Origin of the sequence: Amycolatopsis viridis, from assembly GCF_011758765.1 — a bacterium.
Taxonomy (GTDB): Bacteria; Actinomycetota; Actinomycetes; order Mycobacteriales; family Pseudonocardiaceae; genus Amycolatopsis_E; species Amycolatopsis_E viridis.
Map to the genome: position 1 here is coordinate 3,812,109 of NZ_JAANOU010000001.1, position 13,704 is coordinate 3,825,812.

Consider the following 13,704-nt stretch of genomic DNA (forward strand, 5'->3'; position numbering starts at 1 on the left):
CCGTGCAAAAATTCGACCGTGCGGTCCAAAGGTATTGACTCACCTGGGGAGACGTTCCTGGGACGGGCGCGACGGCGGCAGTTCGTCACGTGCGCGACGGAAGCGTTGGTGGAGCTGGGCTACGGCGGCACGACCCTCGCCGAGGTGGCGCGCCGGGCCGGCGTGTCGAAGAGCGTGGTGCTCTACCACTTCTCGTCCCGGGCGGAGCTGATGGAGGCCGTGGTCGACCAGCTCTACGGCGACGCAGTGGCCCCGATCCACGCGGCGGTGAACGCGGCACGTGACGACCGGGAACGGGTGCTGGCCTACGTCCGCGCCGGTGTGCTCTTCACGTGGGAGCACCAGGCCGAGGCGAAAGCGGTGCTGGAGGTAGCGCGCAACCTGCGCCGCGACGACGGGTCGCCCCGCTACACGGCGGCGGAGGGTGCGGGACTCGTCGGGTTCGCGCAGGGCCTGCTGGAGGCGGGCCAGAAGTCCGGCCGGCTGGGTGACTTCGACGCCTGGACGCTCGCGGTGATGCTCCGCGCCACGATCGACGCCCTGTCGGAGCAGTTCATGACGGATCCGTCGCTGGACGGACCGCGGGTGGCCGGCCACTTCGCCGACCTGGTCGAGCGGATGATCACGCCCCGCGAGACGAGCGCCACCGGCCCGGCGAACCCGCCCGCTGCACCGGCAGCGGAACCGCGATGAACCCCGGTGCGCGCCGCCCGCACCTGCCGGCGGTCACCACCCGCCGGACCACTTCCCTGGAGGAACCATGACGCATCCCGCTGTGCGCCGCGCCCGCCTGCTCGTCGGCGGCTACCTCGCGCTGAGCGTCGCGACCCTCACCGTCGTCGCCGTGCTCACCCCCGGCCACGCCACCGTCAGCGGCGCGGTGTGGGTGCGGTCGGTGATCGTCGCCGCCACGGCCCTGCTGATGTTCGTGCTCGCCCACCGGGCTGTCCGCGGATCCCGCGGCGCATGGCGACGGTGGCGTGTGATGGCCGCGGTGATGATCGTGGCGATCGTGGTGATCATCGCGATCCCCGGGGCGTTCCCGGTCTGGCTGCGGGTCGAGCAGGGGGTGTGCGGCCTGCTGCTGATCGCGGTGCTCGCGCTGATCAGCCGCAGGCCGGTGCGCACCACCTTCGACGCACGCTAGGCGGCCGCCTCCGTGGCCACCTCGTGCCCGGCCGCGCGCAGCGCCTGCACCGCGCGGGCCAGCTCCGCGTCCTTCACCAGCACGTGGTCGGTGTCGAACGTCGACAGGGTGACCAGCGCGACCCCGGCCGAGGCGAGCTCGCTGGCCAGCGCGGCGATGATCCCGGTCAGCGTGAACGACAGCGGGCCGCGCACGGTCAGCAGCCGCCAGCCGGACTCCACCCTGGCACCCGCGGGCGCCAGGGCAGCCGGGCAGATCACCGACGTCTCCGCCGGGGTGCGGGTGACCGAGACGAGCCCGTCCGGCGCGGTCAGCTCCGGGACGGCCACACCCGGATCGAGCCGGGCCACTACGTACTCCCCCGGCCGGACGTCGATCGCGAGTCGTTTCACCCCTCGAGCACCTTCGGGCTGGAGGCCACCTCGGTGCCGTCGGGCAGCGTCGAGATCGTGAAGTCGGCGAAGACGTTCGCTGCCGCCTTCTGCAGCTGCCGCAGGCACTCCACCGCCAGGGCGCGGATCTCCACGTCGGCGTGCTCGGTGGCCCGCATGGCGATGAAGTGCCGCCAGGCGCGGTAGTTCCCGGTGACCACGATGCGGGTCTCGGTCGCGTTGGGCAGCACCGCGCGGGCCGCCTGGCGCGCCTGCTTGCGGCGCAGCGTGGCGCTCGGCGCGTCCGCGAACTTGTGCTCCAGCCCGGCCAGCAGCTCGTTGTAGGCGTCCACACTGGCCTGCGCGGCCTTGCGGAACTTCTCGTGCAGCTCCGGGTCGTTCGCGATGACGTCCGGCTCGACGAACGCCGCGTCCCGCTCGGGCACGTACCGCTGCGACAGCTGGGAGTAGGAGAAGTGGCGGTGGCGGATCAGCTCGTGGGTGAGCGAGCGCGAGATACCGCTGATGTAGAAGCTCACCGAGCCGTGCTCCAGCACCGACAGGTGGCCGACCTCGATGATGTGGTCGATGTACCCGGCGTTGGTGGCCGTCCTCGGGTTCGGCTTGCTCCACGACTGGTAGCAGGCGCGGCCGGCGAACTCGGCGAGCGCCTCACCCCCGTCGGCATCGGTCGACCACGGGATGTCCTCCGGTGGGAAGAACTCCGTCTTCGCGATCAGCTGCACCTTCGGCGACACGGTCTCGGCCATCGCACTCCTTCCCCTCACTGTTCCCAGGCAGCGTAACGGCCGGGTACGACAGGCCAGCCGCGACACCACGTGGTGTCAGCACACCCTTGACTGACACCATTGATGGTGTCATCGTGGTGTCATGGACCTGACGCCGTACATCACCAGCCTGCGCGAGGACCTCACCGCGACGGCCTCGGCCGGGGACGAGCAGATCCGGCGGGCCGCGGCGCTGCTCTCCGGCGCACTCGAGCCGGCCGCCCGGCTGGCGCTGATGAACGCGCTGGCCGACCTCGCCGCCGAGGCGACCGCGCAACTGCCCAGCCACGTCGTCGAGGTACGCCTGGACGGCCGGGACGTCCGCGTGGTCGTCACCGGCACCTCCGGTGACCGTGAGCGAGCCGAACGGCCCGGGCCGCCCCCACCGCCACCGCCGCCGCAACCGCCGCTCGTGGAGGGCGGGGACATCTCCCGGCTGACGCTGCGCATGGTGGAACGCATCAAGGAGCAGGCCGAGCGCGCCGCGGCCGCGCAGGGCGTCTCGCTGAACACGTTCATCTCGCAGGCCGTGCAGGGCGCGCTGCACGGTTCACAGTCGTTCCGCGCCGAGAAGCAGGCCGGCTCGCAATCCGAGTCGCACCTGCACGGCTGGGTGAAGGGATAGCCATGACCGATCCGGAACTCGTGCGCACGCAGACGTTCCCGCTGCCGGGGCCGCTGGAACTGGACATCGCCGTGACGGCGGGGAAGGTCGAGGTGAAGCTCGACGCCACCACCGAAGCCGAGGCGACCGTCGAGATCCGGCACGACCCGGATGCGCAGCAACCCTGGTCGCAAGGGATCTCCAGCCTGCTCAGCTGGGTGAGCGAGCGGTTCGGCGACCAGCTGGGCACCGACCTGAACGGGACGCCGGCCGACGCGGTGCAGCAGACGCGGCTGGAGCAGACCGGTAACCGGCTGACCGTGCACGCGCCGAAGGCCCTGCCGCTGCGGAACATCCCGCTCGCGGTCACGGTGATCGCGCCGGCCGGAACCACCGTGGAGACGCGGGCGGGATCGGCGGACGTGACGGTGACCGGCCCGGCCGGCCGGGTCGACCTCGCGACCGGAGCGGGCGAGATCAGGCTGGACCGCACCGAAGGCGCGGCGACGGTCCGCAGCGGGTCCGGCGCGATCCGCCTGGGACCGACGCTGGCCGGGCTGCACCTGCGCACCGGCAGCGGGGCGGTGGAGGTCGCGTCGCTGTCCGGGTCGGCGACGCTGGCCACCGGCACGGCCGACGTGTGGCTGGGCACCGTGTCCGGCTCGGTGCTGGCCCGCAGCGGCAGCGGCGACGTCACCGTCGCCGAGGCGGCCGGCGGGAACCTGGAGCTGGTGACCGGCTCGGGCGACGTCCGGGTGGGTGTGCGGCCGGGCGTGACCGCGGAGGTCGACCTGACGGCCAGTGCGGGCACCGTGTCCAGCGAGCTGGACGTGTCCCTGGAACGCCCGGACGGCGAGATCCCGCTGAACGTGCGGGCCCGCACCGGCTCCGGCACCGTCGTGGTGGCGCGCGCCGCGCAGTAGGACCGCCGCACGGGCGGTGACCCACCGTCCGTGCGGGTGGTGGGTGGCATGGCGCCGGGCAGGAACGGCGCGGGCTGCTCAGGCCCGCCGCAGGACCGGCGCCAGGTCACCCCGCTCCCCCACCACCACGTCCCCCAGCCCGAGCCAGGACGCCATCACCCGCAGTTCCCCCGCCAGCTCCGCCGCCACCCGCGGCGCGTCGGCACCCGGCTCGGCGAAGGCACCCGGCACGCGCAGCACTCCCGCCTCCCGGTCGGCCTTCAGGTCGACCCGCGCCACCAGCTCGCCGTCCAGCAGGAACGGGAACACGTAGTAGCCGTGGACGCGCTTGGGCTCGGGCACGTAGATCTCGATGCGGTACCGGAACCCGAACAACCGCTCGGTGCGGGCCCGCTCCCAGATCAGCGGGTCGAACGGGCACAGCAGGGCCCGGCCGGTGACCCTCCGCGGCATCCGCGCCCCCACCAGCCGGTAGGCCGGGCCGCGCCAGCCGCGCACCTCGACCTGCTCCAGCACCCCGGCCTCGACCAGCTCGGCCACCGCCCGGTGGCTCGCCTCCGGGCCCAGGCGGTAGTAGTCCCGCAGGTCGGGCTCGCTCGCAACGCCCAGCGCGGTCGCCGCGCGGGCGATCAGCTCGCGCGCACCCTGCTCCGGCGCCACCCGCCGGGCCAGGATCTCCTCCGGGATCACCCGCTCGGTCAGGTCGTACAGCCGCTCGAAGCCGCGCCGCGTGCCGGTGGTCAACCGGCCCTGCCCGAACAGCAGCTCGCAGATCTTCTTGACCTCCGAGCGCTCCCACCACGACCCGGGCGTGCGCGTCGACTCGCCCGCCAGCTCGCGCTCGATGCCACCCGCCCCGATCGGGCCGAGCTCCTTGACCACCGCCAGCACGTCCTCGACCAGGGACGGCGACCGGTCGGCGAGGCGCTGGTAGTGCCGCCACCACCCGGGCCGCTTCGCGCCGGACTGCAGCAGCGGCCAGTCCTCGACCGGGATCAGGCTGGCTTCGTGCGCCCACGTCTCGACCAGCATCCGCGGCTTGCGGCTGCTGTGCGACCACGCGGCCTCGTCGAGCAAGGCGGGATCGTAGGCACCCAGCCGCGCGAACAGCGGCGCGTAGTGCGCTCGGACCGCGACGTTCACGGAGTCCAGCTGAATCAGCTGCACCCGGGAGAGGACGCGGCGCAGGTGCCGCCGGGTCGGCTCGGTCTGCGGCCGCGGGTCGGCGAAGCCTTGCGCGGCCAGCGCCGCCCGCCGCGCGGCCGCCACAGTCATGGTTTCCATCGTGCCGCTCATGGTGCCAGCACCCACCGACAAAACCGGTAGGTTCTCCCGGCATGAGCACCGTGTCGGTCCGTGAAGCCGTCGCAGCCGACGCCGCGGAGATCGCCCGGATCCAGCGCGTCACCTGGCGCACGGCCTACCACGACATCCTGAGCGAGCAGGCGCTGACCGAACTCGGCTCACCCCTCGTCGAGGCGCGGTGGGCGGAAGCGATCGGCCACCCCGGCTCGCGGGTCCACCTCGCGTTCGAGGGTGCGTTCGCCGTCGGGTTCTGCGTGGCCGGCCCGGCTCCGCGGGAGGACGTGGCCGACGCGGCGGGCACCGTCCCGCCGGACGCCGGACGCACCGGGCTGATCGGCACGCTGCTGGTGGAGCCGCGCTGGTCCCGTCGCGGGCACGGCGCCCGCCTGCTGGCCGCGGCCGCGGCGGGACTGCGTGAGCTCGGCGCCGACCGCGGGGTCACCTGGGCGGCGGAATCCGACTCGGCCACGCTCGGGTTCTACCGGCGTGCCGGCTGGCGTCCCGACGGCACGGTCCGCACCCTCGACACCGGCGCACGACGGCTGCGGGAACTGCGTCTGACCGGCGCGCTGGAGATCCGGCTGGTCGAATGACCTACCCTTCCTCGCCCGCGCGTGCCGCGGTGCGGACCCCGGCGACGGGCCGCTCGACGGCCGCCACCGTCGGGCGGGTCAGCTCGCTGGCCAGCTCGAGGTCCAGGTCCTCGGGCGGCGCCGGCTTGCCGCGCCCGCGGAACCACCGCACGGTCATCACGACCAGGAACGCCCCGGCCACGATCTGGTAGGAACTGGCCACAAGCTGTTGCGCGTGGTTCCAGATCCGCCAGTCGATCGGCACCCAGTAGTGCGGCGCGAGCCAGAGGATCACCACGGCCACCCAGCCCGACACGATGAGCCACTTGTTGTTCTTCTGCACACCCATCACCAGGACCAGCGCGGCCGTCGGCAGGGCCAGGACCCAGTGGTGCGACCACGAGATCGGCGAGATCAGCAGTACCCCGGCGGCGTTGACGCCCAGCGCCATCGGGAGGTTCTCGTCGCGCAGCGCCCGGGCCGTGCCCAGGAACGTCATCACCACGACCGCGATCACCCCGACGCCGCCCGCGATGGTGAGCGCGGTGCCGGTCATGTGCAGCTTCTCGAACGTCGCGCTGACCGACTCGTTCGCGTGGATCTCACCGATGTTCATGCCCGTGGCGTGGAACACCCGGTCGGTCCAGTACGTCCAGGAGTCGCGGGGCATCAGCACGAACGCGATCGCGGTCATCACCAGGAAGCTCACGAAGCTGGTGACCACCGCGCGGAAGTCCTTGCGCAGCAGGAAGATCAACACGAACCCGGCCGGGGTCAGCTTCACCGCCGCGGCGATACCGATCAGCACGCCCCGCGGCCACCGCGGGTTGGGCCACAGGACGTCGAGCGCGACCAGCATCATCAGCAGGACGTTGATCTGGCCCCAGTAGATCGTGATCACGATCGGGTGGGCGACCACCATCGCGCACGCCCCCGCGACCACCATCCAGGGCTTGGCCAGCAGCCCCCGCAGCTCCGGCGACGCCTTGCGGTACGCCAGGACGATCGGGAACAGCGCCAGGCAGCTCGCCGCGGTCAGCAGCGGGTAGCCGATCGACGGCGGGATGATCGCCAGCGGGGTGAACAGGACCGCGGAGAACGGCGGGTAGGTGTAGGGCAGCCCGCCGCCGACGGGGGAGATGGGCAGCTCGGTGTAGATGGAGTGGCCCTTGAGGAAGGTGTCCGCGCCGAGCCGGTAGACGTCGACGTCCGCCGGCCACTTCCGGAGGCCGTGCGCGTAGTAGACGAACGCGGCGAACAGGACCACGGCCAGCAGGAGCTCCAAGCCCAGGCGTACCCGCTCGGCGGTACTGCCGTACCTCATCGTCTCGATGACAGCCTTCACTTGTTCTCCCAGTCCCAAGCCACGCGTGATCCCGCTCAACAGACGCGGCACGGCCTATCTTCGTTGCCCGCGTGATCGATGTTACGAGCGGGTCCCCCTTGTGCTACCTGCAGCACGACCGGGGAACACGATCCAGCGAAGCACGCTGTAGAGGAACACCGCCTCGCACGCCCCGGCGAAGATCCGGGCCAGGTGGTATTCCAGGCCCAGCGCGGCCAGGCCGGCACCGGCACCGAGGACGAACACGGCGTAGTTGACCGCCACGGCGACCGCGTACCGCACGACCTGCGGGCCGACCGGGGCGTGGGAGCGGAAGTTCACCACGCGGTTGAGAACGAAGCTCAGGGCGAACGCGCACACGTACGCGGCGGTGATCGCCACCGGGAGCGGCAGGCCGGCCACGCCGTGCCCGAGGGTGAGCAGGAGCAGGTCGACGCCGAACGTGCACCCGTTGATCAGCGCGAAGCCCACGAAACTGGGCGGGACCAGGGTGTTCAGCCCGAACGGCAGGTACCGCACGATCGTCGAGCAGCACGTCGCGAACCGCTCCGCGAACGACCGCGTCACCCGGATGTCCCGTTGCACGGCGCCACGATGGCAGAACCGGGTGACGGCGAGATGAGCGGCGGGTAGTCGGCGGACGGCGGAATGTGTCCTCGGTTCCGCCGAGATCACCCGTCAGGCTGATATCTTCGAATGATCCGCCGTGTGATCCTCCGCTCCCCGCGGGGGCGCGCCCGCCCGAAGCCCCCGACAGGAGGCGCGCATGTTCGCCTGGTTCTGGGTGACACTCGGCGTCGCTTTCGGGTCCGCGATCGTGCCCGTCGTCAGCATCGAGGTGTTCGTGCTGGGGCTCGTCGCGAGCGAACCGCGCGTGCACTGGCTCCTGATCGGCGCGGCCGTGGCGATCGGGCAGGTCGCCGGCAAGCTGCTGTACTACCTGGCCGCGCGCGGATCGATCGGGTTACCGCGGTTCCTGCACGACCGCCTGCACCGCCAGCGCCCGCCGAGCAGGCGCAGCGAGTGGTGGCACCTGCGGACCAAGTGGCTGCGCGGCAAGGTCGAGTGGCTGCGCGAGCGGTGTCACCGGCACCCGTTCTGGATGACCGGCACTTACGGGGTCAGCGCGCTGGTCGGGCTGCCGCCGTTCATGGCGACGACGGTGCTGGCCGGGCTGGCCGACATGCGGGTCTCGACCTTCGTCACGGCAGGCCTGACCGGGCGGTTCATCCGGTACAGCCTGCTCGCCGCCGCTCCCGCGATGTTCGCCGGCTGGCTCCACCACTGACGCCGGCTCCGGCACGGTCAGCACCGTCAGCACCGTCAGCGCGGGAGCTCGGCGATCGCGGCCACCGTCCAGTGCGCCGTGATCGGCGCCTCCTTCGGCGGCAGGCCCAGGATCCACACCGGCACCGCGGCGGCCCGGGCGTGGCTGTCGAGCAGCCCCCACCAGTTCAGGCGCACCGCGGCGTCCGCGTCGTAGCCGTAGCACAACCAGGAATGCGCGCTCATCAGCCCGAACCTAGAACTCCGGACCGTGCTGCACCCCGGTGAGGCACTCGCTCACGCTGATGAAGCGGCCGGGCAGCCAATCCGACGCCAAGCGCTGCCGGTCCGCGAACGGGACCGACAGGTACCCCGCCAGGACCAGGTCCACCGGTATCAGCCGCGCGCGGAGTCGGTCGCCTCGAGCTCCAGCGCCTTGCGCATGGTGGCGCGGGCGCGGCGCCGGTCGCCCGCGATGTCGTAGGCGTGGGCCAGCCGGTACCAGTACCGCCAGTCGCCGGGGTGCTGCTCCAGTTCCGCGCGGCGCTCCTCGAACCAGGCGTCCGCCGCGGCGCGGTCCACCCGCCCGGACGGCATGCGTGGCAGGTCCGCCACGTCCGGCAGCCCGCCCTCGGCGTCCAGGCGGCGCGCGAGGTGCTGGATGCGCGTGCCGGACCGCCAGGTCGCGATGACCATCCACAGGCCGAGCAGCGGCAGGATCAGCACACCGATCCCCAGCCCGATGCCGGCCGCGGTGCCGGTGCGGATCAGCGCGACCGCCCGCTCGGCGAGCAGCACCAGGTAGACCACCAGCGCGGCGGTCAACAGCAGGGCGACGTTGCGGGCTCTCACAGGTCGAGCACGTTCTCGAGCCCGACGGTCAGCCCGGGACGGCCCAGGACCTCCCGCACCCCGAGCAGCACGCCCGGCATGAACGACGTGCGGTCCATCGAGTCGTGCCGGATGGTGAGCGTCTCGCCGTCGGCGCCGAACAGGATCTCCTCGTGCGCCACCAGCCCGGGCAGCCGCACCGAGTGCACGTGCACGTCCTCCACGCGGGCGCCGCGGGCGCCGTCCAGCTCGCTCGTCGTGGCGTCCGCGCCCGGCTTCAGCCCGGCCTCGCGGCGCGCCTGCGAGATCAGCCGCGCGGTGTGCGCTGCGGTGCCGGACGGGGCGTCGGCCTTGCGGTTGTGGTGCAGCTCGATGACCTCGACCGCTTCGTAGAACCGGGCGGCCTGCTGCGCGAACCGCATCGCGAGCACCGCACCGAGCGCGAAGTTCGGCGCGATCAGCACCCCGACCTCCGGCTGCGTGGACAGCCACGAGCGCACCGACGCCAGCCGCTCCTCGGTGAACCCGGTGGTGCCCACGACGGCGTGCAGCCCATGGGTGACCGCGAACTCCAGGTTGCCCATCACCGCGTCCGGGTGGGTGAAGTCGACGACCACCTCGGCACCGGCCGCGGTCAGCGCGCTCAGGTCGTCGCCCGCGTCGACCGTCGCCACCACGGCCATGTCCGGCGCGCCCCCGGCGGCCTTGACCACCTGCGCCCCCATCCGTCCGTGGGCGCCCAGCACACCGACCCGGATCGGGTCGTCCTCGCCGCGGGGGTTCATTTCGCGATCACCTCGTGCAGATCGTCCGGCAGGTCCTGCTCCGAAGCGTACGGCCCGACGACCGCGGCGGCGGTGACCCCTCCCGGCGGCCCGAACAGGGTGCGGGCCAGCTCACACACCTCCTCGGTGGTCACCGCGGCGATCCGCGCCACGGACTCGTCGACCGGCAGGTACGTGCCGTAGTTGAGTTCCTGCTTGCCGATGCGCGACATCCGCGACGCGGTGTCCTCCAGCCCCAGCACGATCCCGCCCCGCAGCTGCCCCTTGGCGCGCGCGACCTCGGCGTCGGTGAACCCGTCCTTGCCGACCTGGCCGAGCACGTCCCGCAGCACCGCGGACACCTCGCCCAGCCGGTCCGGCTGGCACCCGGCGTAGACCGAGAAGTGCCCGGTATCGGCGTAGGTCGCCACCGACGAGTACACCTGGTAGGCCAGGCCGCGCTGCTCACGCACCTCCTGGAACAGCCTCGAGCTCATCCCGCCGCCGAGCGCGGCGTTGAGCACCGACAGCGCGTACCGGCGCTCGTCGTGCCGCGACAGGGCCGACATGCCGAGCATCACGTGGGCCTGTTCGGTGTCGTCGCCGTGCAGCACCAGACGCCGCTCGGCAGCCACCCTGGCCTTGCCCGTCCGCGGCGGCACCGGGGTGTCCGAACCGGACAGCCGGTCCCGCAACGCCTTGCGCGCCAAGCGGAGCACCTGCGCGTGCTGCACGTTGCCGGCCGCCGCCAGCACCATCTTCGGCAGCGTGTACCGGCGCCGGTAGAAACCGCGCAGCCCGGCCGCCGACATCCCGCTGATCGAGCCGGTGGTGCCCAGCACCGGACGCGCCAGCGGGTGCGAACCCAGGACGGTGGTCACGAACGTGTCGTGCAGCAGATCCTCGGGATCGTCGTCGCGCATGGCGATCTCCTCGAGCACCACGCTGCGTTCGGTGTCCACATCGGAGTCCGCGCACAGCGCCTCGAACACCACGTCGGTGACGAGGTCCACCGCCAGCGGCAGGTCCTCGTCGAGCACCTGCGCGTAGTAGCAGGTGTGCTCCTTCGCGGTGAACGCGTTGAGCTCACCGCCGACCGCGTCGATCTCCTCGGCTATCTGCACCGCGGACCGGTGCGTGGTCCCCTTGAACAGCAGGTGTTCCAGGTAGTGCGCGGCGCCGGCGACCTTCGGCGTCTCGTCCCGCGAGCCGACCCCGACCCACAGGCCCACCGTCGCCGACCGCACACCGGGCACGTGCTCGGTGACCACGCGCAGCCCGCCCGGCAGCACGGTGCGCTTCACGATCTGGCCGTTCGCCCCGGCTTCGAGCGTGCGCGTGGTGCCCACGGCCTGCTCGTGGCCGGCAATTTGTCGCGCCATCGATTCCCAACATTCGTCCGCGGGTACACGGAAAACGGCCCGCCCCACCCGGGACGGGCCGTTCCCGGCTACCGCTGTGCCCTTACTTGGCCTCGGCGCCCTCGGCGGGCGTCTCCTCGGCGCTCTTGGTGCCCTCAGCTGTGTCCTCTTCGTCCTTGACGAGGACCAGGCTGATCTTGCCGCGGTTGTCGATGTCGGCGATCTCGACGCGGAGCTTGTCGCCCACGTTGACCACGTCCTCGACCTTGCCGATGCGCTTGCCGTTGCCCAGCTTCGAGATGTGGATCAGGCCGTCCTTGCCGGGCAGCAGCGAGACGAACGCGCCGAACGCGGCCGTCTTCACCACGGTGCCCAGGAAGCGCTCGCCCACCTTCGGCAGCTGCGGGTTCGCGATGGCGTTGATCTTGCTGATCGCGGCCTCCGCGGACGGGCCGTCGGCCGCGCCCACGTAGATCGTGCCGTCGTCCTCGATCGAGATGTCGGCGCCGGTCTCCTCGGTGATCGAGTTGATCATCTTGCCCTTCGGGCCGATGACCTCGCCGATCTTGTCGACCGGGATCTTCACGCTGGTCACGCGCGGCGCGTACGGGCTCATCTCGTCCGGCTGGTCGATGGCCTCGGCCAGCACGTCGAGGATGGTCAGCCGGGCGTCCTTGGCCTGGTTCAGCGCGCCCGCGAGCACGTCCGACGGGATGCCGTCGAGCTTGGTGTCCAGCTGCAGCGCGGTGATGAAGTCCTTGGTGCCGGCGACCTTGAAGTCCATGTCACCGAAGGCGTCCTCGGCGCCGAGGATGTCGGTCAGCGCGACGTAGCGCGTCTCGCCATCCACTTCATCGGACACCAGGCCCATCGCGATGCCGGCGACCGGCGCCTTCAGCGGCACACCGGCGTTGAGCAGCGACATCGTGGACGCGCAGACCGAGCCCATCGAGGTGGAACCGTTGGAGCCCAGCGCCTCCGACACCTGCCGGATGGCGTAGGGGAACTCGTCCCGCTTCGGCAGCACCGGCACCAGCGCGCGCTCGGCCAGCATGCCGTGGCCGATCTCGCGCCGCTTGGGCGAACCCACGCGGCCGGTCTCGCCGGTGGAGAACGGCGGGAAGTTGTAGTGGTGCAGGTACCGCTTCGTCGTCTCCGGCGACAGCGAGTCGATCTGCTGCTCCATGCGCAGCATGTTCAGCGTGGTGACACCCAGGATCTGGGTCTCGCCGCGCTCGAACAGCGCCGAACCGTGCGCCCGCGGGATGATCGCGACCTCCGCCGAGAGCTGCCGGATGTCGGTGAGGCCCCGGCCGTCGATGCGGACCTTGTCGCGCAGGATCCGCTGGCGGATCAGCTTCTTGGTCAGCGCGCGGAACGCGGCGCCGATCTCCTTGTCACGGCCCTCGAACGCCTCGCCCTCGCCGAGGCCGACCTTGGCCAGCACTGCGGCCTTGACCTCGTCGGTGGCGTTCTCCCGCTCCTGCTTCCCGGCGATGGTCAGCGCCTTGGCCAGGTCCTCGCTCGCGATGGCGGCCACCGCGTCGTAGGCGTCCTGCTGGTAGGCGGGGAACACCGGGAAGTCGCCGGTCGGCTTGGCGGCCGCATCGGCGAGCCGCTGCTGCGCCTCGCACAGCACGCGGATGAACGGCTTGGCGGCGGCGAGACCCTCGGCCACGGCCTGCTCGGTCGGCGCCGGGGCACCGCCCGAGATCAGGTCGAGCGTGTTCTCGGTGCCCTCCGCCTCGACCATCATGATCGCGACGTCGTCACCGACGACACGGCCGGCGACCACCATGTTGAAGGTCGCCTGCTCCAGCTGCGACCAGGTCGGGAACGCGACCCACTGCCCGTCGATCAATGCGACGCGCACGCCGCCGATCGGGCCGGAGAACGGCAGGCCACCGATCTGGGTCGAGGCCGACGCGGCGTTGATCGCCAGCACGTCGTAGGGGTCCTCGGGGTGCAGGCTCTGCACGGTGACGACGATCTGGATCTCGTTGCGCAGGCCGTCGGCGAACGACGGGCGCAGCGGCCGGTCGATGAGCCGGCAGGTCAGGATCGCGTCGGTGGAGGGACGGCCCTCGCGACGGAAGAACGCACCCGGGATCCGGCCCGCGGCGTACATCCGCTCCTCGACGTCCACCGTCAGCGGGAAGAAGTCGAAGTGCTCCTTCGGCTGCTTCGAGGCGGTGGTCGCCGACAGCAGCATGGTCTCTTCGTCCAGGTAGGCCACGACGGCGCCGGCGGCCTGCCGGGCGAGCCTGCCCGTCTCGAAGCGGATCGTGCGGGTGCCGAACTTGCCGTTGTCGATGACGGCCTCGGACTCGTGCACGACAGGTCCGCTTGCTTCGGTCATGTGTAGTTGACTCCTCGTTCGTTCGGGCAGCATGCGCCCCGCCCGTGCGGGGCGGCGGCCGAGGAACG

Annotated in this window: 17 protein-coding genes; 6 read left to right on the forward strand and 11 right to left on the reverse strand. The window is 71.8% G+C overall.

The features are described from left to right. Positions 1 to 18 precede the first annotated feature (18 nt). A complete protein-coding gene (locus tag FHX46_RS18880; protein WP_313886182.1) occupies positions 19 to 693 on the forward strand; it encodes a TetR/AcrR family transcriptional regulator in 675 nt (224 codons plus the stop codon). A 67-nt stretch (positions 694 to 760) separates the two neighbouring features. Then, complete coding sequence (locus tag FHX46_RS18885) at positions 761 to 1,147, forward strand: hypothetical protein (protein ID WP_167116720.1); 387 nt, start codon at positions 761 to 763, stop codon at positions 1,145 to 1,147. Here FHX46_RS18885 and FHX46_RS18890 read toward each other — a convergent pair. Beyond that, positions 1,144 to 1,539 (reverse strand): ACT domain-containing protein, encoded by a 396-nt coding sequence (locus FHX46_RS18890; RefSeq protein ID WP_167116723.1) that lies wholly within the window; start codon positions 1,537 to 1,539, stop codon positions 1,144 to 1,146. The two genes, FHX46_RS18885 and FHX46_RS18890, sit on opposite strands and share 4 nt — an antisense overlap. After that, positions 1,536 to 2,288, reverse strand: a complete 753-nt coding sequence (gene thyX / locus FHX46_RS18895) for an FAD-dependent thymidylate synthase (protein WP_167116726.1) — start codon at positions 2,286 to 2,288, stop codon at positions 1,536 to 1,538. Before thyX ends, FHX46_RS18890 begins: the two co-directional genes overlap by 4 nt. Positions 2,289 to 2,409: 121 nt before the next feature. Here thyX and FHX46_RS18900 point away from each other — a divergent pair, with 121 nt between their 5' ends. Together FHX46_RS18900 and FHX46_RS18905 are read left to right on the forward strand one after the other, a co-directional pair. Next, positions 2,410 to 2,931 (forward strand): toxin-antitoxin system HicB family antitoxin, encoded by a 522-nt coding sequence (locus FHX46_RS18900; RefSeq protein ID WP_167116729.1) that lies wholly within the window; start codon positions 2,410 to 2,412, stop codon positions 2,929 to 2,931. A gap of 2 nt (positions 2,932 to 2,933) precedes the next feature. Beyond that, positions 2,934 to 3,833: a DUF4097 family beta strand repeat-containing protein gene (locus FHX46_RS18905; RefSeq protein ID WP_167116732.1), complete on the forward strand. Its 900-nt coding sequence runs from the start codon at positions 2,934 to 2,936 to the stop codon at positions 3,831 to 3,833. Between the two features lie 78 nt (positions 3,834 to 3,911). Here FHX46_RS18905 and FHX46_RS18910 read toward each other — a convergent pair whose 3' ends face one another. Then, complete coding sequence (locus FHX46_RS18910) at positions 3,912 to 5,129, reverse strand: winged helix-turn-helix domain-containing protein (protein WP_167116735.1); 1,218 nt, start codon at positions 5,127 to 5,129, stop codon at positions 3,912 to 3,914. A 41-nt stretch (positions 5,130 to 5,170) separates the two neighbouring features. Here FHX46_RS18910 and FHX46_RS18915 point away from each other — a divergent pair, with 41 nt between their 5' ends. Then, positions 5,171 to 5,731, forward strand: a complete 561-nt coding sequence (locus FHX46_RS18915) for a GNAT family N-acetyltransferase (RefSeq protein ID WP_167116738.1) — start codon at positions 5,171 to 5,173, stop codon at positions 5,729 to 5,731. 1 nt (position 5,732) lies between these two features. Here the strand turns inward: FHX46_RS18915 and FHX46_RS18920 are convergent, their stop codons facing one another. Further along, complete coding sequence (locus FHX46_RS18920; RefSeq protein ID WP_208400197.1) at positions 5,733 to 7,034, reverse strand: glycosyltransferase family 87 protein; 1,302 nt, start codon at positions 7,032 to 7,034, stop codon at positions 5,733 to 5,735. Positions 7,035 to 7,136: 102 nt separating this feature from the next. Continuing rightward, on the reverse strand, positions 7,137 to 7,640 hold the full coding sequence (locus tag FHX46_RS18925) for a GtrA family protein (RefSeq protein ID WP_313886183.1): 504 nt from the start codon (positions 7,638 to 7,640) through the stop codon (positions 7,137 to 7,139). A 181-nt stretch (positions 7,641 to 7,821) separates the two neighbouring features. Here FHX46_RS18925 and FHX46_RS18930 point away from each other — a divergent pair, with 181 nt between their 5' ends. Further along, a complete protein-coding gene (locus FHX46_RS18930; protein ID WP_167116744.1) occupies positions 7,822 to 8,343 on the forward strand; it encodes a hypothetical protein in 522 nt (173 codons plus the stop codon). A 35-nt stretch (positions 8,344 to 8,378) separates the two neighbouring features. Here FHX46_RS18930 and FHX46_RS28590 read toward each other — a convergent pair whose 3' ends face one another. From FHX46_RS28590 to FHX46_RS18955, 6 genes are all read right to left on the reverse strand, one after another. Then, positions 8,379 to 8,567 (reverse strand): hypothetical protein, encoded by a 189-nt coding sequence (locus FHX46_RS28590; protein ID WP_243871307.1) that lies wholly within the window; start codon positions 8,565 to 8,567, stop codon positions 8,379 to 8,381. Positions 8,568 to 8,577: 10 nt separating this feature from the next. Beyond that, the gene (locus FHX46_RS28885; RefSeq protein WP_279589474.1) at positions 8,578 to 8,712 is read right to left on the reverse strand and encodes a hypothetical protein; all 135 of its coding nucleotides are present in this window, start codon (positions 8,710 to 8,712) and stop codon (positions 8,578 to 8,580) included. Positions 8,713 to 8,717: 5 nt separating this feature from the next. Next, positions 8,718 to 9,173 (reverse strand): tetratricopeptide repeat protein, encoded by a 456-nt coding sequence (locus tag FHX46_RS18940; RefSeq protein ID WP_167116745.1) that lies wholly within the window; start codon positions 9,171 to 9,173, stop codon positions 8,718 to 8,720. Beyond that, on the reverse strand, positions 9,170 to 9,937 hold the full coding sequence (dapB, locus tag FHX46_RS18945) for a 4-hydroxy-tetrahydrodipicolinate reductase (protein WP_167116748.1): 768 nt from the start codon (positions 9,935 to 9,937) through the stop codon (positions 9,170 to 9,172). Before dapB ends, FHX46_RS18940 begins: the two co-directional genes overlap by 4 nt. Then, positions 9,934 to 11,298, reverse strand: coding sequence for a M16 family metallopeptidase (locus FHX46_RS18950; protein ID WP_167116751.1), 1,365 nt, complete (start codon positions 11,296 to 11,298; stop codon positions 9,934 to 9,936). Before FHX46_RS18950 ends, dapB begins: the two co-directional genes overlap by 4 nt. An 82-nt stretch (positions 11,299 to 11,380) precedes the next feature. Continuing rightward, positions 11,381 to 13,636 carry a polyribonucleotide nucleotidyltransferase gene (locus tag FHX46_RS18955; protein ID WP_167116754.1) on the reverse strand — a complete coding sequence of 752 codons (2,256 nt, stop codon included), beginning with the start codon at positions 13,634 to 13,636 and terminating at the stop codon, positions 11,381 to 11,383. Positions 13,637 to 13,704: the final 68 nt, after the last annotated feature.